The sequence below is a fragment of the Streptomyces sp. HP-A2021 genome, assembly GCF_022807935.1.
GTDB classification, from domain to species: domain Bacteria; phylum Actinomycetota; class Actinomycetes; order Streptomycetales; family Streptomycetaceae; genus Streptomyces; species Streptomyces afghaniensis.
In genome coordinates this window covers 2075338-2096068 of record NZ_CP094344.1, presented here as the reverse complement: position 1 = coordinate 2096068, position 20731 = coordinate 2075338, and the positions used below count along the sequence as shown (strand labels likewise).

The 20731-nt window shown below is 72.9% G+C and carries 16 protein-coding genes, 1 pseudogene and 1 riboswitch; of the genes and pseudogenes, 10 read left to right on the top strand and 7 right to left on the bottom strand.

From position 1 onward, the window contains the following. Window positions 1-89: 89 nt before the first annotated feature. Complete coding sequence (locus MQE23_RS09665; RefSeq protein WP_243378880.1) at window positions 90-1256, top strand: aromatic ring-hydroxylating dioxygenase subunit alpha; 1167 nt, start codon at window positions 90-92, stop codon at window positions 1254-1256. Here the strand turns inward: MQE23_RS09665 and MQE23_RS09660 are convergent. Beyond that, entirely contained in the window at window positions 1247-2020 is a 774-nt protein-coding gene (locus MQE23_RS09660; RefSeq protein ID WP_243378879.1) for a hypothetical protein, read from the bottom strand. The two genes, MQE23_RS09665 and MQE23_RS09660, sit on opposite strands and share 10 nt — an antisense overlap. A 128-nt stretch (window positions 2021-2148) precedes the next feature. Here MQE23_RS09660 and MQE23_RS09655 point away from each other — a divergent pair, with 128 nt between their 5' ends. The 3 genes from MQE23_RS09655 (at window position 2149) to cobM (ending at window position 4658) form a co-directional block, all read left to right on the top strand. Beyond that, window positions 2149-2535, top strand: a complete 387-nt coding sequence (locus MQE23_RS09655; RefSeq protein ID WP_243378878.1) for a (2Fe-2S) ferredoxin domain-containing protein — start codon at window positions 2149-2151, stop codon at window positions 2533-2535. Between the two features lie 114 nt (window positions 2536-2649). After that, window positions 2650-3912 (top strand): precorrin-6y C5,15-methyltransferase (decarboxylating) subunit CbiE, encoded by a 1263-nt coding sequence (gene cbiE / locus MQE23_RS09650; RefSeq protein WP_243378877.1) that lies wholly within the window; start codon window positions 2650-2652, stop codon window positions 3910-3912. Then, window positions 3909-4658 (top strand): precorrin-4 C(11)-methyltransferase, encoded by a 750-nt coding sequence (gene cobM / locus MQE23_RS09645; protein WP_020269448.1) that lies wholly within the window; start codon window positions 3909-3911, stop codon window positions 4656-4658. Before cbiE ends, cobM begins: the two co-directional genes overlap by 4 nt. Before the next feature lie 28 nt (window positions 4659-4686). Here cobM and MQE23_RS09640 read toward each other — a convergent pair whose 3' ends face one another. After that, entirely contained in the window at window positions 4687-5805 is a 1119-nt protein-coding gene (locus MQE23_RS09640; protein ID WP_037666643.1) for a cobalt-precorrin-5B (C(1))-methyltransferase, read from the bottom strand. An 18-nt stretch (window positions 5806-5823) separates the two neighbouring features. Between MQE23_RS09640 and MQE23_RS09635 the strand changes: the two genes are divergently transcribed. Continuing rightward, entirely contained in the window at window positions 5824-6588 is a 765-nt protein-coding gene (locus tag MQE23_RS09635) for a cobalt-precorrin-6A reductase (RefSeq protein WP_243378876.1), read from the top strand. A gap of 52 nt (window positions 6589-6640) precedes the next feature. Here the strand turns inward: MQE23_RS09635 and MQE23_RS09630 are convergent, their stop codons facing one another. Genes MQE23_RS09630 through cobG form a run of 3 tightly spaced genes read right to left on the bottom strand, consistent with a single transcriptional unit; the run spans window position 6641 to window position 10100 of the window. Beyond that, entirely contained in the window at window positions 6641-8149 is a 1509-nt protein-coding gene (locus tag MQE23_RS09630; protein ID WP_279345139.1) for a precorrin-2 C(20)-methyltransferase, read from the bottom strand. Then, entirely contained in the window at window positions 8146-8817 is a 672-nt protein-coding gene (locus tag MQE23_RS09625; RefSeq protein ID WP_020270939.1) for a precorrin-8X methylmutase, read from the bottom strand. Before MQE23_RS09625 ends, MQE23_RS09630 begins: the two co-directional genes overlap by 4 nt. Then, the gene (cobG, locus tag MQE23_RS09620) at window positions 8814-10100 is read right to left on the bottom strand and encodes a precorrin-3B synthase (RefSeq protein ID WP_243378875.1); all 1287 of its coding nucleotides are present in this window, start codon (window positions 10098-10100) and stop codon (window positions 8814-8816) included. The genes MQE23_RS09625 and cobG overlap by 4 nt, the downstream gene beginning before the upstream one ends. Before the next feature lie 101 nt (window positions 10101-10201). Continuing rightward, window positions 10202-10278, top strand: a riboswitch (cobalamin riboswitch). Window positions 10279-10334: 56 nt separating this feature from the next. On the opposite strand from cobG, the gene cobN reads away from it, so the two are divergent. Then, complete coding sequence (gene cobN / locus MQE23_RS09615; protein WP_243378874.1) at window positions 10335-13961, top strand: cobaltochelatase subunit CobN; 3627 nt, start codon at window positions 10335-10337, stop codon at window positions 13959-13961. Window positions 13962-13973: 12 nt separating this feature from the next. On the opposite strand, the gene MQE23_RS09610 is transcribed toward cobN, so the two are convergent. Together MQE23_RS09610 and MQE23_RS09605 are read right to left on the bottom strand one after the other, a co-directional pair. Continuing rightward, the gene (locus MQE23_RS09610) at window positions 13974-14918 is read right to left on the bottom strand and encodes an MIP/aquaporin family protein (protein ID WP_020270936.1); all 945 of its coding nucleotides are present in this window, start codon (window positions 14916-14918) and stop codon (window positions 13974-13976) included. Window positions 14919-15100: 182 nt separating this feature from the next. Continuing rightward, window positions 15101-17265, bottom strand: a pseudogene (locus MQE23_RS09605) (FAD-binding protein). Between the two features lie 221 nt (window positions 17266-17486). On the opposite strand from MQE23_RS09605, the gene MQE23_RS09600 reads away from it, so the two are divergent. From MQE23_RS09600 to MQE23_RS09585, 4 genes are all read left to right on the top strand, one after another. After that, the gene (locus MQE23_RS09600) at window positions 17487-18002 is read left to right on the top strand and encodes a hypothetical protein (protein WP_243378873.1); all 516 of its coding nucleotides are present in this window, start codon (window positions 17487-17489) and stop codon (window positions 18000-18002) included. A gap of 19 nt (window positions 18003-18021) precedes the next feature. Next, window positions 18022-19038: a hypothetical protein gene (locus MQE23_RS09595; protein ID WP_243378872.1), complete on the top strand. Its 1017-nt coding sequence runs from the start codon at window positions 18022-18024 to the stop codon at window positions 19036-19038. Window positions 19039-19277: 239 nt separating this feature from the next. Next, complete coding sequence (locus tag MQE23_RS09590; RefSeq protein WP_243378871.1) at window positions 19278-19541, top strand: hypothetical protein; 264 nt, start codon at window positions 19278-19280, stop codon at window positions 19539-19541. A 59-nt stretch (window positions 19542-19600) separates the two neighbouring features. Further along, window positions 19601-20599, top strand: coding sequence for a hypothetical protein (locus MQE23_RS09585; protein ID WP_243378870.1), 999 nt, complete (start codon window positions 19601-19603; stop codon window positions 20597-20599). Window positions 20600-20731 lie beyond the last annotated feature (132 nt).

Here is a 20731-nt window from a genome sequence, read left to right as displayed (position 1 = left end):
CGTCCGGACCCTCCGGCAGGGCACCGGGACGGGGCCGCGGTCAGGGTGAGGGTGGCTGACCGCGCCGTGTCCCCCCTGCGAGGAGAGGTATGACCGAGACCGACAGGGCCACCGCCCTCGCCGCCGAGCCCTCGGAGCGCACCGACCCTGATCCCGCCGAGGCCGATCTGCGCAGGGTGGGCGCGCACCCGGACCACTGGTATCCGGTCGCGCTGTCCCGGCGGGTGCGCGCCGAGCGGGTGCTGGCGGCCACGTTCGCGGGGGAGCGCATCGCCCTGTTCCGGGGAAAGAGCGGCGAGGTGCACGCGCTGGAGGACCGGTGCGCCCACCGGCAGGTGCCGTTGAGCATGGGCGTCGTGGAGGGCGAGACGCTCCGCTGCCGCTACCACGCCTGGGCCTATCGCGGCGACGGCCGCATCTCGCAGATCCCGTACCTGGCCAAGGGCGACCGCCGGCCACCCCGCGGCGTGCGCGGCTACCCGGTGCGCGAGGCGTACGGCCTGGTCTTCGTCTTCCCGGGCGACCCGCGGCGAGCGGCGGCCACACCGCTGCCGCACCTGCCCGCCTTCGGCTCACCCCGGTACCGGACCATGACGTACTCGCGGACCGTGCGCTGCCACTACTCGTTCATGCACGAGAACCTCCTCGACATGAACCACCAGTTCCTCCACCGGGGCGTCGTCGGCAGGCTCCACCCCGAACTGCTCGGATACGAGGCCGACGAGCGGTCCGTGGAGGCCAGGTACCTGTTCACCCACACCGGCGGAAGGCGCAACCGCAGCGCCGGGCTGCTGGCCGCCGAGGGCCTCGGGGGCGGCACCGCCGACGTCATGACCATCCGCACCGAGTACCCGTACCAGACGCTCGACCTGGTCCCGGAGAACGCCGAACGCCCGGCCTTCCGCCTCTGGGCCGCCTACGTGCCCGAGGACGCCGAGCAGCGCACGTGCCGTGCCTTCGGCCTGCTCATGATCGAGAAGCCCGGGATCCCCGGCCTCCTCCATGTGGCCTGGCCGTTCATCAGGCGCTTCACCGAGCGGGTGTTCGCCGAGGACCGCATGGCCGTGGAGGCCGAGCAGCGGGCCTGGGACGAGCAGGGCGAGGACCGCAACCACGAGGTCTTCCCGCTGATCCTCGACGTCCGCGAGGTGCTGCGCGCGAACGGCGTCCCCATCCGGGCCCGGGCCGCCGCCTGCGGCGGCGCGTCGCTGTGCGACGGTGCGCGGCTCCCCGACGGCGTCCGGGGTCAGGAGTGACCTGACGCCGGTGCCGTCGGATCCGGCTCCGGGGCGGGCAGGGCATCGTCGTCCATGTCACCGCGCAGGGCGGCGATGACGAAGGCCGTCATGGAGGCCAGGCCGAGCAGCGCGAACGGCCCCCAGATCGCCGGGATCGCCCAGAGCGGCCAGCCGTTGGCACCCTGCGCCCACAGGGTGAACAGGGCCACGGCGGCCAGGCAGACGCCGTGCCACCGCACCACGACCGCCGCCTTCGCGTGCCGCCGGTCACCCCGCGCGACCAGCGGCCACACCCCGCCGACGAGGACGGGCAGGCCGAACGAGAAACAGGCGAGCGCGCCGCCGAGCCGGTCCTCGGGCCAGCCCACGGGCCCGTCCGACGTCTGCTGGCGCCGCCCGTCGGCGTCCCGTACCTCGACGACCTGCCCGTGCCAGATCAGGCCGACGACCTTCTCGCCCGGCGCCAGCTCCGACACCACCGGATCGGTCTGCCGGAACGTCACGTCCCAGGGCTTGCCGGAGGGCAGCAGCAGTTCCGCCTCCGGCGGGCCGTTGCGCTGCCCACGGTTCAGGTCGGCCTCGCGGACGGTGAACTCCTGCTCCCACCGGCATCCCGACGCCTGCACGGGGGCGGAGGCGCAGGCCGGCGCGGCACGGAACTCCCGCTCCCGGTCCAGCGCCCCACGGACCTCCAGGGCCATGGCCACTGCGACGACGAGCGTCGCGAGCCCCATCAGCAGCCACACCACGCTCCCCGGCGCCTGCCGTCTCCCCGACCCCATGCTGCCTCCCCACCCCTCGCAGGACCCCGCCCGCACGGTATCCGAACCACACACCCGCGATCCGGTCCGACGGCCCCGTGGAATGATGATCAGCGGCAAGGCGAGGGCGGAACGACGAGGAAGCCGGTGTGAGCGACGATCCCCTGGACGCGGCGGCGTCCGGTCCGGCACCCTGCCGCATCGTCGTGTGCCGGGACTGCTGTTGCGGCAGCGGCAAGGTGACCGGTGTCGATCACGCGGCCCAGACCGAGCGGCTGCGCGCGGCGGGGCCGGTGCGGATCTCCTCGTGTCTCGACGTCTGCGACCAGGCCAACGTCATCGTCGTCCAGCCGTCCGCCGAGGGCCGGGCCGCCGGCGCCCGCCCGGTGTGGCTCGGGCTGGTCAACGACCCGGCGGCGACCGAGGACGTGGTCTCCTGGGTCCGGGAGGGCGGCCCGGGCGTGGCCCCGCGGCCCGAGATCCTCGACCTGTACGTCTTCAGCCCCCTCGTGCGGCGGCGCCCGGACCGGTCATGACGGAGCGGGGCAGGAGCCGGGGACCGGGCGGGACGGTGTACCCGAGCACAGGTGCGCTGGTCAGCGCCCAGTAGAGTGCGCCTCTGTTGCCCCCGAGCCCCGAGGTACCGCGCAGTGACCCCCGAACCCCCCGAAGCGACCGCCGCCGTGACCGTCGTCGGGCTCGGGGCCGACGGCTGGGCGGGTCTGCCCGACGCCTCCCGCGCCGCACTGCGTGCGGCCGACATCCTGATCGGCGGACCGCGCCAGCTGGATCTGCTGCCCCCGGAGTGCGCCGGGCAGCGCGTCGCCTGGCCCTCTCCGCTGCGCCCGGCCGTCCCCGGCCTGCTCGCCGCGCACGCCGGCCGCAGGATCGCCGTACTGGCCAGCGGGGACCCCATGTTCTACGGCATCGGCCGCGCCCTCGCCGAGGAGGCCGGCGCCCTGCGCGTCCTGCCGCACCCCTCCTCCGTCTCCTACGCCGCCGCCCGGCTCGGCTGGCCGCTGGAGGACGTGGAGGTCGTCACGCTCGTCGGCCGGCCCGCCGCCCGCCTGGCCGCCGCCCTGCACGACGGCCGGCGGCTCCTCGTCCTCAGCGCGGACGCCACCACCCCCGGCGAGGTCGCCGCCCTGCTGCGGGACCGGGGCTTCGGGCCCAGCCGGATGCGCGTCCTCGAACAGCTCGGCGGCGACCGGGAACGCACGACCGCCGAGTCCACCGCCGACGACTGGCCCGCGAGGCAGCCGCCCGGCGATCCCCTCAACATCGTGGCCGTGGAGTGCCGCCGCGCCCCCGACGTCCTGCGGCTGGGCGCCGTACCCGGACTCCCGGACGAGGCGTACGAGCACGACGGGCAGCTCACCAAACGGCACATCCGCGCCGCCACACTCGGCGTGCTCGCCCCCGCCCCCGGCGAACTGCTGTGGGACATCGGCGGCGGCTCCGGCTCGATCGCCGTCGAGTGGATGCGCACCCACCCCTCGTGCCGCGCGGTCACCGTGGAGCGGGACCCGGCGCGCGCCGAACGGATCCGCCGCAACGCCGACCGGCTCGGCGTGCCCGCGCTGCGGGTCGTCACCGGCGCCGCGCCCGCCGTCCTCGCCGAACTGCCGCCCCCCGACGCCGTGTTCGTCGGTGGCGGGCTCACCGCGCCCGGCCTCCTCGACGCGTGCTGGGAGGCGCTGCCCGGCGGCGGGCGGCTGGTCGCCAACACCGTGACGCTGGAGTCCGAGGCGCTGCTCGCCGACGCGCACCGGCGCCACGGCGGCGAACTGGTGCGGCTCGCCGTGGCACACGCCGTGCCGGTGGGAGGCTTCACCGGGTGGCGGCAGGCGATGCCGGTGACCCAGTGGGCCGTACGGAAAACGCCCGACACCTCTTCAGGAGCAGACAGATGACCGTGTACTTCATCGGTGCCGGCCCCGGCGCCGCCGACCTGATCACGGTGCGCGGCGCCCGCACGCTCGCCACCTGCCGGGTCTGTCTGTACGCGGGCAGCCTGGTCCCGCGCGAACTGCTCGCCGAATGCCCGCCGGACGCCCGGCTCGTGGACACCGCGCAGCTCGACCTGGACCAGATCACCGCCGAGTTGCTGCGCGCCCACGAGGAGGGGCATGACGTGGCCCGGCTGCACTCCGGGGACCCCGCCGTGTTCAGCGCGGTCGCCGAGCAGATGCGGCGCCTGGACGCGGCCGGGGTGCCGTACGAGGTCGTCCCGGGCGTCCCCGCCTTCGCCGCGGCGGCGGCTTCCCTGAAGCGGGAGCTGACCGTGCCGACGGTCGGCCAGACCGTGATCCTCACCCGGGTCGCCAACCGGGCCACCGCCATGCCCGAGGGCGAGGACCTGGCGACCCTCGGCCGCAGCGGCGCGCTGATCGTGCTGCACCTGGCCGCCCAGTACGTGGACCGCGTGGTCGCCGAACTCCTCCCGCACTACGGCGCCGACTGCCCCGCCGCGGTCGTCGCCTACGCCTCCCGCCCGGACGAGCTGATCATCCGCGGCACCCTCGACGAGATCGCGGGGAAGACGAAGGAGGCCGGTGTACTGCGCACGGCCGTGATCATGGTGGGGCGCACGCTCGGCGCGGAACAGTTCCGGGACAGCCACCTGTACTCGCCGGAGCGGGAACGCCACGTGTGCTGACAGCGGTGAACGTCCACGGCCCCCGCCGTCAGGCCGGCGCGCTGCGCCCCACCACCGCCCCCGCCCGGTCGATGCAGATCACGTCGACCACGACCGGCGCCCCGCGCAGCACGGCCAGGGCCTCGTCGCGGGCGGTCGCGGCGACCAGGTCGCCGAGCGGCACCCCGGCGGCCAGGCACGACTGGAGCGCGGCGAGCCCGGTGTTGGCGTCCGCCACCTCCGCTGCCAGCGCCTCGTCCGCGCCGCCGCGCCGGGCCAGCTCGGCGAGGAAGCCCTTGTCGACCTGGGAACGGGCCGAGTGCAGGTCGAGGTGCCCGGCGGCGAGCTTGGAGAGCTTGGCGAAGCCGCCGCAGATCGTCAGGCGGTCGACGGGGTGGCGGCGGATGTACTTCAGCACGGCGCCCGCGAAGTCGCCCATGTCGAGCAGGGCGTCCTCGGGCAGCCCGTACTCGGCCACGACGGTCTTCTCCGACGTCGACCCGGTGCACCCGGCGACGTGCGTACGCCCCGCCGCCCGCGCGACGTCCACGCCCCGCCGGATGGAGTCGATCCACGCCGAGCAGGAGTACGGGACGACGATGCCGGTCGTGCCCAGGATGGACAGGCCGCCCAGGATGCCCAGCCGGGGGTTCCACGTGGAGCGGGCGATCTCCTCGCCGTCGTCGACGGAGACGGTGATCTCGACGTCGCCCGGGGCGCCGTGCCGGGCGGCGACCTCGGCGACGTGGTCGCGCATCATCTGCCGGGGGACCGGGTTGACGGCCGGTTCGCCGACGGGCAGGGGCAGGCCGGCCCGGGTGACCGTGCCGACCCCGGGGCCCGCCCGGAACACCACCCCGGACCCGGCGGGCAGCAGCCGTACCGTGACCCGGACCAGCGCGCCGTGCGTCACGTCAGGGTCGTCCCCGGCGTCCTTCACGACCCCCGCCATCGCGTGCCCGTCGTCCAGTTCCTCGACGGCCAGCGCGAACGACGGCGTCTGCCCCTTCGGCAGGGTGATCGTCACGGGGTCGGGAAACTCGCCGGTCAGCAGGGCGGCGTACGCCGCCGTCGTGGCCGCCGTCGCACAGGCGCCGGTGGTCCAGCCGGGCCGCAGGCCGGTGTGCTCCAGCTGGGCCCTGCGGCCGCCCTTCACTTCGCTGCTCATGAACGGACCTGGACTTCCATGCACGTACTGATTCTCGGCGGCACCACGGAAGCCCGCCGTCTTGCCGAACTGCTCCACGACACGCCCGGCCTGACCCTGACCAGTTCGCTCGCCGGGCGGGTGGCCAGCCCCCGCCTGCCTCCGGGCGAGGTCCGGATCGGCGGCTTCGGCGGGGCGGAGGGGCTGACCGCGTGGCTGCGCGAGCACCGGGTGGACGTGCTCATCGACGCCACCCACCCTTTCGCCGGGACGATCAGTTTCCACGCGGCGCGGGCCGCCGCCACCGCCCATGTTCCCCTGCTCGCCCTGCGGCGCCCCGGCTGGGTCCCCGTCGCGGGCGACGACTGGCACGACGCCGGCTCCCTGGAGGAGGCCGCGCGGCTGCTGCCCGCGCTGGGCCGGCGTGTGTTCCTCACGACCGGGCGTATGGGTCTGGCCGCGTTCGCCGCGCTGGACGACCTGTGGTTCCTCGTACGGTCCGTGGACGCGCCCGAGGCCCCGCACCCGGCCCGCATGGAGGTGCTGCTCGACCGCGGCCCGTTCGCACTCGACGGCGAGCGCGAACTGCTGCGCCGGCACCGTATCGAGGTCGTGGTGACCAAGGACAGCGGGGGAGCGGCCACCGCCCCGAAGCTGACGGCGGCTCGGGAGGCCGGCCTGCCGGTCCTCGTGATCCGCAGGCCCCCGGTCCCCGAGGGCGTCCCGGTCGTGCCCGGTCCGGAGGAGGCGGCCCGGTGGGTCGGGGAGTGGTCCCACGGACGCGGGTTCCCGGCCGGCGGCTGAGAACGGGCCCGGCCCGCCTCCAAGCCGGAGGCGAGCCGGCCGCCGCGTTCTCTCACGCCTCCGGATAGCGGCGCGGAGTCCACACGATCTCCTCGCCGTCCCCGCGCCGGACGGCCCGGGTCTGGGAGGAGCCGACCAGGAGGATCGTGCGCATGTCGACCTCGGCCGGGTCCAGATCGGCCAGCCGGACGATCCGGACGCGTTCGCCGGTGCCGCCCACGTCCCGTGCCACCACGACCGGGGTGTCCGGCGCCCGGTGCTCCAGCAGCAGCTCGCGCGCCTTGCCCACCTGCCAGGTGCGGCTGCGCGAGCCGGGGTTGTACAGGGCCAGCACCAGGTCCGCCGAGGCCGCCGCGTGCAGTCGCTCGGCGATGACCTCCCAGGGCTTGAGCCGGTCGGACAGGGAAATCGCGGCGTAGTCGTGGCCGAGCGGGGCGCCCGCCCGGGCCGCTGCCGCGTTGGCGGCGGTCACGCCCGGCAGCACCCGCACCGGGACGTCCGCGTACTCCTCCTGGGAGGCGACCTCCAGGACGGCCGTCGCCATGGCGAACACGCCCGGGTCGCCGCCGGAGACGACCGCGACCCGCCGCCCGCGCCGGGCCAGGTCGAGGGCGAACTCGGCGCGCTCCGACTCGACCCGGTTGTCCGAGCCGTGCCGGACCTGCCCGGGCCGCCGCGGCACCCGGTCGAGGTAGGTCGTGTAGCCGACCAGGTCGTCGGCGGCGGCCAGCGCGCCCCGGGTCTCGGGCGTCAGCCACAGCGGACCGGCCGGCCCGGTCCCGACCACGACGACCTCGCCCCGCTCCGGGTTCTCCGGCCGTTCGGCGTCGACCCGGCTGGGCAGCACGGCCACCGAGAAGTACGGCACCGACTCCGCGTCCACGTCGGCCAGTTCGGCGAGCCGCTCCCCGGCCATGGTGGCCCGCTCGACGTACCGGGCGTCGTCCAGCCGTCCCGAACCCTCCAGCGCACTGCGCACCTTGGTGAAGGTCCGCCCCAGCTTCATCACCACGGCCGCGTCGGTCGAGGCGAGCCGTGCGGTCAGCTCCTCCTCGGGCAGGGTGCCCGGCAGGATCGTCAGCACCTCCTCGCCCTCGGCGAGCGGCGTGCCCAGCCGCGCTGCGGCTGCGGACACCGACGTGACGCCGGGGATCACCTCGGTGTCGTAGCGGTCGGCGAGCCGCTTGTGCATGTGCATGTAGGAGCCGTAGAAGAGCGGATCGCCCTCGGCGAGGACCGCGACCGTCCGCCCCGCGTCCAGGTGCGCGGCGAGCCGGGCCGACGCCTCGGCGTAGAACTCCTCCATCGCGCCCTGGTAGCCGCCGGGATGGTCGGTGGTCTCGGTCGTGACCGGGTAGACCAGCCGCTCCTCGATGTGGTCGGCGCGGATGTGCTTCGCCGCGATCGAGCGGGCGATGGAACGGCCGTGCCGGGCACTGTGGTACGCGATCACGTCCGCCTCGGCGATGACCTCCACGGCCCGCAGGGTCATCAGGGACGGGTCACCCGGACCGAGCCCGACTCCGTACAGCCGCCCCGCTGTGGACTGTTCGCCGCTCACTCTTCCTCACTCGCGATCGCGTTGAGCGCGGCGGCGGCGATGGCGCTGCCCCCGCGACGGCCGCGCACGACCAGGTGTTCGAGACCGGACGGATGCGCGGCCAGGGCGTCCTTGGACTCGGCGGCCCCGACGAAGCCGACCGGCACGCCGATCACGGCGGCCGGGCGCGGAGCCCCCTCCTCGATCATCTCCAGCAGCCGGAACAGCGCGGTCGGCGCGTTGCCGACGGCCACCACCGAGCCCTCCAGCCGGTCCCGCCACAGCTCCATCGCGGCGGCACTGCGCGTGGTGCCGAGCTTCGCGGCCAGCTCCGGCACGGACGGGTCGGAGAGCGTGCAGAGCACGTCGTTGCCGGCGGGCAGCCGCTTGCGCGTCACCCCGCTGGCCACCATCTGCACATCGGTGAAGATGGGCGCGCCCGCACGCAGGGCCGCACGGGCCCGGGCGACCACGGCCGGGGTGTAGGACAGGTCCCGTACGAGGTCGACCATCCCGCAGGCGTGGATCATCCGGACCGCGACCTGGCTGACGTCGGCGGGCAGGGCCGCGAGGTCCGCCTCCGCGCGGATGGTGGCGAAGGACTGGCGGTAGATGGCCGCGCCGTCCTTCTCGTAGTCGTACGTGGTCACGGTGGTCTTCTCGCTGCTCTCGGTCGTCGTACGGGTCATGAGGTGATCTCCGCCAGGGCGGCGGCGAGTCGGGCGGGGTCGTTCATCGTGGTGGTCCGGGTTTCCTCGCCGGCTACGGCGGTGGAGATCCGGTAGCCGCCTCCCGGAACGGCGACCACGTCGACGCGGTCGCCCCGGGGGTGCCCGCAGCGGCGTTCGCAGCCGGACCAGTACAGCGGCAGGCCGTGCGGGCCGATCGCGCCGAGGGTCTCGGCCGCGTCGGTCCGTACGTCCGCCTGCGACTTGGCGCATCCGGGCCTGCCGATGCAGGCGCCGACGCGCAGCCAGGGGGAGCGGGGGCCGGTGACGAGGCCGGCGGCGGCGAGGCGGGCGAGGGACTCGTCGGCGCGGGTCCGCGGTGTGGGAAGAACCACACCGCGCCACGGCGTCAGACGCAGCTCACCGGCGGCGACCTGTGTCAGTTCCCGCCATTGGCGCACCGAGAGCCGGCCCAGCGGTACGTGCACGGAGAGGCCGTCACCGACGACTCCCGGGGGCGGTCCGTCCGTGCGGCCGGTCTCCCGGCCCCGACGCTGATGGCGGATGCCCTCGGCGGTCAGACGCCGGCCGACCGCACCGAGCAACTCGCCGTCAGGGAGGTCGAGTTCCTCCACGCGCCAGACCCGTGCCCCGCTGGCCCTGGCCGCCTCCAGGAAGGTCTCCGCGGCCAGCAGCGCGGCCCGTGCCGCCTCCTCGGCGGAGACGTGCAGCACCTCTCCGGCCGCTCCGAGGCCGACTTGCGCACCGCCGTCCGCCGTCGCCCGTACCGTCACATCGGCATCGAGCCCGGCCACGTCCCCGCGCCCGTCGTCGAGCGCGAACAGGAAACGCCCCGACAGGGCCTGTGCCGCCTCGCTCGCGCACAGCGCCGCGTCGAGGGCCGTCAGCCAGGGCCGTACGTCCAGCGCGCCCCGTCCGTCGAGACCGGACAGCGGCGAGGCCACGATGTTGCGCACGCGCTCGTGCCCGCGCGAGGGCAGCAGCCCGGCGGCGTCCAGCAGCCCGGCCAACTCCCCGCCGCAGCCGTCGTCCAGACCCCGCAGCTGCGCGTTGCCGCGCGAGGTCAGATGCAGGTCGCCGTCGCCCACCCGCTCCGCCGCGTCGGCGAGCGCCGCCGCCTGACGCACGGTCAGCACCCCGCCGGGGACCCGGACACGGGCCAGCGCGCCGTCGTCCGCCGCGTGCAGCCGCAGCGTCCCCGGGCAGGCGTCACCGCGGTCCCGGGAGACCGCTGTGGCCTGGGGCGATGAACGGAGGGCAGGCGTGGACATGGCGGCGAGCATACCTACCATCACACCCGGTGTATGCCCCGCCCTTTTCCCCCGCCCCTTACTATGCTCCTCGGTGGATCATCCGGTCCGCCGACGCCACGACGGCGACAGGGGAGGAAGCCCGGTGCGAGTCCGGCGCGGTCCCGCCACTGTGAGCCCGGCCCCCACGGGCCGGGCGAGCCAGGAACTCCCGCCGTCCCACCACCCGCCCGGGGCGCGGACACCCCGAGGAAGGCCAGCCGCCGCATGCTGCACGAATCCGGGGAACGCCCCCCGCACCCCCGCATCCTGCTCCTGTCGACCTCCGACACCGACCTGCTCAGCGCCCGCGCGGCCGGCGGCCCGGTTCCGTACCGCTTCGCCAACCCCTCCCGCCTCGCCCTCGACGACCTCCCCGGCCTCCTCGACGGTGTGGGCCTGGTCGTCGTACGCCTCCTCGGCGGCATCCGGGCCTGGCAGGACGGGCTCGACCTGCTCCTCGCCGACGGCCGCCCGGTCGTCGTCCTGACCGGTGAACAGGCCCCCGACGCCCAGCTGATGGCGTCCTCCACGGTCCCCATCGGCATCGCGGCCGAGGCCCACGCCTACCTCGCCCACGGCGGCCCGGCCAACCTGGAGCAGCTCGCCCGCTTCCTCTCCGACACGGTCCTGCTCACCGGCCACGGCTTCGAGGCGCCGGCGGCCGCGCCCACGTGGGGCCCGCTGCCCCGGGAGGGCCGGGAGACCGACGGCCCGACCGTCGCCGTGCTGTACTACCGGGCCCACCACATGAGCGGCAACACCGCCTTCGTCGGCGCCCTGTGCGAGGCGATCGAGGACGGGGGTGGCCGGCCCCTGCCCCTGTACGTGGCCTCCCTGCGCGCCCCCGAGCCCGAGCTGATCGAGGAACTGCGCGCCGCCGACGCCATCGTCACCACCGTCCTCGCCGCCGGCGGCACCAGGCCCGCCGAGGCGTCGGCCGGCGGCGACGACGAGTCCTGGGACGCGGGCGCGCTCACCGCCCTCGACGTGCCGATCCTCCAGGCCCTGTGCCTCACCGGCTCACGGACCGACTGGGAGGAGAACGACGAGGGCGTCTCCCCGCTCGACGCGGCCAGCCAGATCGCCGTCCCCGAGTTCGACGGCCGCCTCATCACCGTCCCGTTCTCCTTCAAGGAGATCGACGCCGACGGCCTCCCGGCCTACGTCGCCGATCCCGAGCGCGCCGCCCGCGTCGCCGGAATCGCCGTACGCCACGCCCGGCTCCGCCACATCCGGCCCGCCGACAAGCGCCTCGCGCTGGTCCTCTCCGCCTACCCGACCAAGCACTCCCGCATCGGCAACGCGGTCGGCCTGGACACCCCCGCCAGCGCGATCGCCCTGCTGCGCCGGCTCCGCGACGAGGGGTACGACTTCGGAACGGACACGGAGGTGCCGGGCCTTGCCTCCGGTGACGGGGACGAGCTGATCCGCGCGCTGATCGAGGCGGGTGGCCACGACCAGGACTGGCTCACCGAGGAGCAGCTGGCCCGCAACCCGGTGCGGATCCCGGCGGCCGACTACCGCCGCTGGTTCGCCACGCTCCCCGGGGAACTGCGCACGGCGGTGGAGGAGCACTGGGGCCCGGCCCCCGGCGAGATGTTCGTCGACCGCAGCCGCAATCCGGAGGGCGACATCGTCCTCGCGGCCCTGCGCTTCGGCAACCTGCTGATCCTCATCCAGCCCCCGCGCGGCTTCGGCGAGAACCCGATCGCGATCTACCACGACCCGGACCTGCCGCCCTCCCACCACTACCTGGCCGCCTACCGCTGGATCGCCGCCCGGGCCGAGGACGGCGGCTTCGGCGCCGACGCGATGATCCACCTCGGCAAGCACGGCAACCTGGAGTGGCTGCCCGGCAAGAACGCCGGCCTGTCCGCCGCCTGCGGCCCCGACGCCGCCCTCGGCGACCTCCCCCTGATCTACCCGTTCCTGGTCAACGACCCCGGCGAGGGCACCCAGGCCAAGCGCCGCGTCCACGCCACCCTCGTCGACCACCTCGTCCCGCCCATGGCCCGCGCCGACTCCTACGGCGACATCGCGCGCCTGGAGCAACTCCTCGACGAGTACGCCCAGATCTCCTCCATGGACCCCGCCAAGCTCCCGGCGATCCGGGCCCAGATCTGGACCCTCATCCAGGCCGCCCGGCTCGACCACGACCTCGGCCTGGAGGACCGCCCGGACGACGACGGCTTCGACGACTTCCTCCTGCACGTCGACGGCTGGCTCTGCGAGGTCAAGGACGTCCAGATCCGCGACGGCCTGCACGTCCTCGGCAACCCGCCGCAGGGCGCCGACCGCGTCAACCTCGTCCTCGCCATCCTGCGCGCCCGCCAGATCTGGGGCGGCGCCACGGCCCTGCCCGGCCTGCGCGAGGCCCTCGGCCTGGACGAGTCCGCCGCGACCCGCACCACCGCCGACGCGGCCGAGGAGCAGGCCCGCGCCCTGGTCCAGGCGATGGACGACGCGGGCTGGGACCCGGCCGCGGTCCCCGCCGAGCACGGCGAACAGGTCGCCGCCATCCTTCAGTTCGCGGCCCGCGAGGTCGTGCCGCGACTCGCCGCGACCACCGCCGAGATCGACCACACCGTCCACGCGCTCGCCGGCGGCTTCGTCCCGGCGGGCCCCTCGGGATCCCCCCTGCGGGGCCTCGTCAACGTCCTCCCGACGGGCCGCAACTTCTACTCGGTCGACCCCAAGGCCGTCCCCTCCCGCCTCGCCTGGGAGACGGGCCAGGCCCTCGCCGACTCGCTCCTGGAGCGCTACCGCACCGACAATGGCGACTGGCCCACCTCCGTCGGCTTCTCCCTGTGGGGCACCAGCGCCATGCGCACGGCGGGCGACGACGTGGCCGAGGCCCTCGCCCTGCTCGGCATCCGCCCCGTCTGGGACGATGCCTCCCGCCGGGTGACGGGCCTGGAGCCCGTGCCGTACGAGGAGCTGGGCCGCCCTCGTATCGACGTCACCCTCCGCATCTCGGGCTTCTTCCGGGACGCCTTCCCGCACACCATCGGCCTGCTGGACGACGCCGTACGCCTGGCCGCCTCCCTGGACGAGCCGGCCGAGGCCAACCACGTACGGGCCCACGTCCAGGCCGACCTCGCCTCCCACGGCGACGAACGCCGCGCCACCACCCGCATCTTCGGCTCCCGCCCCGGCACGTACGGCGCCGGCCTGCTCCAGCTCATCGACTCCCGCGACTGGCGCACCGACGCCGACCTCGCCGAGGTCTACACGGTCTGGGGCGGCTACGCCTACGGCCGCGAACTCGACGGCCGCCCGGCGCGGGACGAGATGGAGACGGCGTACAAGCGGATCGCGGTCGCGGCGAAGAACACCGACACCCGCGAGCACGACATCGCCGACTCCGACGACTACTTCCAGTACCACGGCGGCATGGTGGCGACCGTCCGAGCGCTGCGCGGCACCGCTCCCGAGGCGTACATCGGCGACTCCACCCGCCCCGAGACGGTCCGCACCCGCACCCTCGTCGAGGAGACCTCCCGCGTCTTCCGCGCCCGGGTCGTCAACCCCAAGTGGATCGAGGCCATGCGCCGCCACGGCTACAAGGGCGCCTTCGAACTCGCCGCCACCGTGGACTACCTCTTCGGCTACGACGCCACCACCGGCGTGGTCGCCGACTGGATGTACGACAAGCTCACCGAGACCTACGTCCTGGACGAGGCCAACCGGGAGTTCCTCCAGCAGGCCAATCCCTGGGCCCTGCACGGCATCGCCGAACGCCTGCTGGAGGCGGAGTCCCGCGGGATGTGGGAGAAGCCCGACCCGGCCGTGCTGGAGGGCCTGCGGCAGGTGTACCTGGAGACGGAGGGGGACCTGGAGGGCGACGGCTGACCGGGCTCCGGCTCACTCGTCGTCGGAGGTGGTGGGGCGGGTCCGGCCGGGCTCCGGAAGCTCGCCCTGCTGCGCCCGGACGTGGAGCACGTCGCCGATGAACAGGTCGTACACCAGCACCCCGATCACGCCGCCGACGAGCGGGCCGACGATCGGGATCCACCAGTAGCCGCTGAACGCCCCTGCCAAGCTGCCTGGGAACGCGAGTTCCCCCCAGCCCTCCATCCAGGTGAACAGGCGGGGGCCGAAGTCGCGGGCCGGGTTGATCGCGTAGCCCGCGTTCGCCCCGAAGGACATGCCGATGGCCGCCACGACGAACCCGATCACGAGCGGTCCGAGGTTGGCCTTCACCGCCGTGTTCCGCAGGTCGATGATCGCCACCACCAGCATGACCAGGAAGGCCGTGCCGACGACCTGGTCGATCAGCGGACCCCAGATGCCGCCGTTGAAGTACGGCGCCGGGAAGGTGGAGAAGATCGAGAACGAGGCGAGGGTGTGCCCGCCCGTCTTCGGCCCTTTCATGGCGTCGTCGAAGGTGTTGATGGCGTCGTGGTACACGGCGTAGACCAGTGCCGCGCCGGCCAGGGCGCCGAGCACCTGGGACACCCAGTAGGGGACGACCTTGACCCACGGGAACTTGCGGCGAACGGCGAAGGCCAGGGTCACCGCCGGATTGATGTGCGCACCGCTGACCCCACCGGCCACATAGATACCGAGGATCACGGCCATGGCCCATCCCCAGGTGATCAGCAACCAGTCCCCGGCACCGAGGAAGAACGTCGTGGGCCCCTCGGTACGCCCCGAGCCGGGCAGCGCCGCGACCGCCATCGCGACCACGCCGCAACCGAAGGAGATGAGGACGAAGGTCCCCAGGAACTCCGCAAGGCATTCGCCCCACAAGCCTCCGCGGCGCCTGAGCCGAGAGGGCTTCAGCAGGGGCTGGATCTCGACGGCCATGATGATCCTCCCAGACACTCGCCCGGCCGCGCCTGAGCGCGGCTGCCCGTGCCGTTGTGGCCTGCTTTCGCTTCATGCCGTGTCGCCAAGGTAAATCCGTGCAGCGACCGCCGCGAGTCGACACCGGCCAGGCCGGTGTCGATCAGGGCGATGAGCAGCCCGGGCCGAGCGTGCGGGGCGGGTCAAGGGCGCCGCAGCGACCGCAGGGCGGCCCGGCAGGCCGCCGTCGTCGCCGTCGCAGTGAGGGCGGTGGCGCCGGCGGTCGTCGCCCACCGCGCCGCGCGGGAGGGCCGGTCGGGGCGCGCGGCCAGGCGTTCCGGGTGTTCGGCCGGGAGGGTGCCCTCCAGGCCGAGGGCCAGTACTTCGGCCAGGTGCAGGGCACGCCGTCCGGTGTCGCCCTGGTCGATCTGGGTGCGGCAGCTGAAGCCGTCGGCGAGCAGCAGGCTGCCGGGGGCCGCCGCGCGGACGGCGGGCAGGACGCCCTGCTCCGCGACGGCCAGGGAGACCTCGTGGTGGCCGCGCTCGAAACCGAAGTTGCCGGCGAGGCCGCAGCAGCCCTCGTCGAGGACGTCGGCGTCCAGACGGGCGCGGCGCATCAGCTCGCGGTCGGCGTCGAACTTCATGATCGCGTGCTGGTGGCAGTGGGTCTGCACCGTCGCCCGCCGGGCCAGCCGAGGGGCTTGCCAGTCGTCGGGCGCGTGCTGGACGAGCTGCTCGGCGAAGGTGCGGACCTGCCGGGCCAGCCGTTGCGCGTCCTGGTCGCCGGGCATCAGCTCGGGGGCGTCGGCGCGGAAGACGGCGGTGCAGGACGGTTCGAGGCCGATGACCGGGGTGCCCGCCTCCAGGTGGGGCCGCAGCGTGTCGAGGGTGCGGCGCAGCACCTTCCGCGCGCGGGACAGTTGGCCCGTGGAGATCCAGGTCAGGCCGCAGCAGACCGGCTCGGCGGGCACGGCGACGCGGAAACCGGCGTCCTCCAGAACGTGCACGGCCGAGATGGCGATGGACGGGTGGAAGTACGTGCTGAAGGTGTCCGGCCACAGCAGCACGGTGCGCGGATCGGCCGGGTCGGGCTCCTCGCTACCGCGCCGCTGCCACCACTGGAGGAAGGACTGCCGGGCGAACACGGGTGCCTGACGGGCCTCGTCCACGCCCGCCAGCCGCTTGCCCGCCCGGGCCAGAGCGGGCGCGTGCAGGGCACTGTTGACCAGCCCGGGGGCGATCCGGGACAGGCGCGCCCACACGGGCAGCCAGCCCATGGAGTAGTGGGCCGCGGGGCGCATCCGCCCTTCGTAGTGATGCGAGAGGAACTCCGCCTTGAGGGTGGCCATGTCGACACCGGTCGGGCAGTCCGACTTGCATCCCTTGCAGGCCAGGCACAGGTCGAGGGCATCGCGCACCTCGGGGGAGCGCCAGCCGTCCGTGACGGCTGAGTCGGCGTGGCCGCCGAGCATCTCGAACAGCAGCCGGGCGCGGCCCCGGGTGGAGTGCTCCTCCTCCAGCGTGGCCCGGTAGGAGGGGCACATGACTCCGCCGGAGTGGCTGCGGCAGTTACCGATGCCGACACAGCGCAGCACGGCCCGGTCGAAGGAGTGGTCGTCCTCCGGGAAGCCGAAGTGCGTCGCGGATGCGGCCGGGTGCCAGGAGGGGCCGAGGCGCAGCTGCCCGTCGACCGGGTCGGGGTCGACGACCTTGCCCGGGTTCATCCGGTTGCCCGGGTCGAACAGCGCCTTCAGCTCGCCGAACGCGCTCACGAGCCGCTCGCCGGCTCCGCCCGGGAGGTCGGCCCGACCCACATCCGGACGCCGTCGTAGGTGAGCACCTCCAGGCGGCGCACGTTGTCGACGGTCTTGCCGTAGGCCTGCGCGGACGCGCCGCACGAGTTGTTGCCGATCATGCCGCCCAGGGCGCAGTGGCTGTGCGTCGAGGGCCTCGGCCCGAACTGGAGCCCGTGGCCGGCCAGGCGCCGGTTGAGCACGTCCAGGACGATCCCCGGCTCCACCAAGCAGGTCCGTGCGCCGGGATCGACACGGACCAGCCTGGTGCAGTACTTGCTCCAGTCGATCACCACGGCCGTGTTCGTCGACTGGCCCGCGAGACTGGTGCCGCCGCCCCGCGACAGGACCGGGGCGCCGAAGCGGGCGCACACCCGTACGGCCTGAGCTCCGGCCTCCACCGTACGAGGCACCACGACGCCGATCGGGACCTGCCGGTAGTTGGAGCCGTCGGTCGAGTAGGCACCCCTGCTGCCCGCGTCGAACCTGACCTCGGCGTCCACCTCCTCGCTCAGCGCCGCCGCCAGCCCGGCCACATCATCCGCCCCGGAGGCGTCGAAAGGGGTGCGAGTCATCGGGGGGAACCGCCTTCCTGAGCCGTCGACCGTGCGCGACGTCCGGTCGCGCCGGGACGGCTCTCCGCCTGCCGCTCCCGGGTACCCGGCTCCCATTGCCGTCACGGCGGGCCGGTCAAGGTTATTCCTCACGCAGGTCCTGATCACGTAAAAAGCATGGCCATGACACTCACCTGGTGCGAATGTCCTTCTCGCACAAATGATCTATCGACGGAGATGTCATGATAAGGATCCGCTTCAAGAAGAAGACAGCCGCCTGCGCTGTGTCGTTCGCGGCGGTGGCGGCCGTGATGACGACCGCCGGTCCGGTGAACGCGGCGGAGTACACGGTGATGGACAACTGTGACGTTCCGTGGATCAACTGCTCCTACGGTGACCTGTGGTTGTTCTACAACTCGAAGGACATCGCGGTCCAGGACGGCTACTACAAGTCGGCCTTCACGACGTTCTACGGCAATGTGTCCGACCACTGGGGCACCAGCCAGTACCAGGGTTCGTCACTGACGACCTACCGGTACGTGTTCGGCAACGGCGGCTACGGCAACGGCCAGTACCTGAAGAACAATGCGGCGTCCGTGCAGAACTGCGCCCCGGACGACAACTACCGCGTGTATTACAACTCCGGCTACGGCGGCACATCCCAGTACTTCGCGAAGAACGGCCCTTACGGGGACTGCAACATCACCGACCTGATCTCCGCTCTGAAGAACAACAACGCCTCCTCCCACTTCGCATAAAGCACAAGAAGGAACCCCCGTGAAGTACATCAAGCAGACAGCCGCCGCAGTAGCCTTGACCGCTTCGGCTCTCCTGGTCAGCGCCTGTTCCTCCGGCACGACATCGGACACCACGAAAAACGCGGCCGACAGCAGACCGGTCGTGAACAAGGAAAACTGGCCCGAGAGAATCCCCACCAGCGGCCTGACCAAGGGTCTGAGCCTCCCGCTGGAGGCGTACATGCCCTCCTACGAGGACCAGGTCACCGTCGAGCAGGCCGCCAACGATCTCCAGCAGTCCTGCATGAAGGACTACGGCATCGACCTGACGCTGCCACGAGCAGGCGCCAACCCCCCTCCCAGTGACAACGACGCCAACATCGAACGCCGTTACGGCATCACCGACCGGGCCCAAGCCGAGAAGTACGGCTACGAACTCCCTCCGGCGCTGCAGGAGTACACCAAGCAGACCATGCGTGATCTGTCCGGTGTCGAGGTGGAGGTCCTGACCGGCCACACCAAGCCCGAACCGCTCAGACCCCCCACGGGAGACAAGGCCGGAGAGCTGTTGGCCACCCCTGGCAGGAGCACGAAGCCCGCTCGCGCGGAGTACGACGGAAAGAAGTTGAAGCCAGGCGGCTGTGTCGGCTGGTCCAAGCAGCAGCTCGGCCTGAAGGAGGCCGACCCCGCCTTCGTGGCGCAGCTCACCGGGGACAGCCTGGTGCAGTCGATGAAGGACGACAAGGTCATCAAGGTCATGGCCGCCTGGTCCGCATGCATGGACGGCAAGGGACACAAGGGACTCGCCGATCCGTACAAGGCGATGGACCAGGGCGTCACGAATGACGGTCAGCCGTCGCCGGAGTCCGTCGCTCTGGCGGTCGACGACATCGACTGCAAGGAGCAGACGGACCTGGTGAAGGTCTGGTTCGGCGTGGAGTCCGCGATCCAGGACCAGCAGATCGCCGGCAACAGGAGCCGGCTGACCGGCATCAAGGAGCAGCACGACAAGGAAATGACCGCCGCGCGCAAGCAGATGGCGACTTCCGTCCAGTGAGGACCGGTGCGGTAGTGCCAGGACCGCGCATGATCCGGGCACTGTGGCTGATGGCGGCGTGCGTGCTGGCCGCCGGGTGTACGGACGGCGGCGCCGACAAGGCCCCCGCGCCGCAGCGGCCGGCGACTCCGAGCGCGGAGCAGAGCAGTCCGCGAGTGCGTCCGTCGCCATCCCCGTCGCCTGTGGCCTCGGTGCACTCCGAAGGCCGTACGCGGGTCCTGGAGTACGGAGACCTCACCGTGCGTGCCACACCGGAAAGCAGTGGTGTGCGTACCGAGATCGAGGTGGCCAACACCTACCAGCGGGATGCGACGTATTCCGTCCAGATCAGCATCGCCGACGGTAAGGGCTGGACCGCGTACAACCGGTTCTGGCTGCAGGACGTCCCCCCGGGAAAAACCGGGCGGGACGATGCGGTGATCGGCTCGGGAGACATGGGTCCGGTTCCGCAGGTACCGAAGATCTACGTCGATGAGTTCACCCCCCTCGTCGACCGGAAGTAGCGAAGGGGAAACCCTCCCCTGCTCTCTCGGCGTTCAGACCCCCCTTCAAGGAGCCCATGATGAGCACGCGCCGTACCGCGGCCTCGGTGGTGGCCGCCGCCATCGCCGCAGCGACGCTCATGACCGGGTGCGGCAGCAACAGCACCAGCGCCCGGAACACCCCGGCCGGCACACCGGTCGTGAACAAGGACAACTGGCCCGCGAAGGCCCCCCGGAAGGGACTGGCCAGGAACATGGTGCTTCCCCTGGAGAAGTACATGCTCTCCTACGCCGACCGGGTCACCCTCGATCAGGCGACGACCGGCCTTCAGCAGAAGTGCATGGCCGACTACGGCTTCCACGTCACCCTTCCCGAGGCCGGAGCGAATCCGCCGCCCAGTTCCGACGGCGCCGACATGGCACGCCGCTACGGCATCACCGACCCGGACGATGCCGCGAAGTACGGCTATGAACTGGCGCCGAAGTTCCGGGGGCACACCGACCAGAGCGTCCCCGACCTCCCCGGCGTGCAAGTGGAGGTACTGACCGGGCACACCAAGCCGGTCACCACCCACGCCGAGAACGACAAGGGCGGTTTCTACATCGCCCCCAACAGCGTCAAGCCGGCACGCGCCTCCTACCACGGCAAGGCGCTCAAGAAGGGCGGCTGTGTCGGCTGGAGCAAGGAACAGATCGAACTCGACGACTCCGACGCGCAGTTCGTCTCCCAACTCGCCGGGAAGAGCCTGACCGCTTCGCGGCGGGACCGGGCGGTGAAGAAGGCGATCAGCGCCTGGTCGTCCTGCATGGACGCCCAGGGCCACAAGAACCTCGCCGACCCGTACCAGGCGATGACACGGGGCGTCACCGACGGCCGTACCTCGAAGAGCCAGGACAGCATCGGACTCGCTGTCGACGACGTGGCGTGCAAGCAGCGGACCAACCTGGTGAGGATCTGGTTCGACACCGAGAGCGAGATCGAGAACAGGCAGATCGCCGACAACAAGGCCAAGTTGGAGGCGATCGCCGCCCGCCACGGCAAGGCGCTGTCGGCGGCCCGCGCCCAGCGGGCCGGATGAGCGGTGCGGGGGCGTCGGAGTCCCGATCGCGGTGGACGACGCGCTCGCGGCCGCACTGTTGGTCGCCTGAGGCGACCGGTTCGGCGGCCTCGCCGTAACGATTCGTCAGGACCACGGACACATCTGACAGAA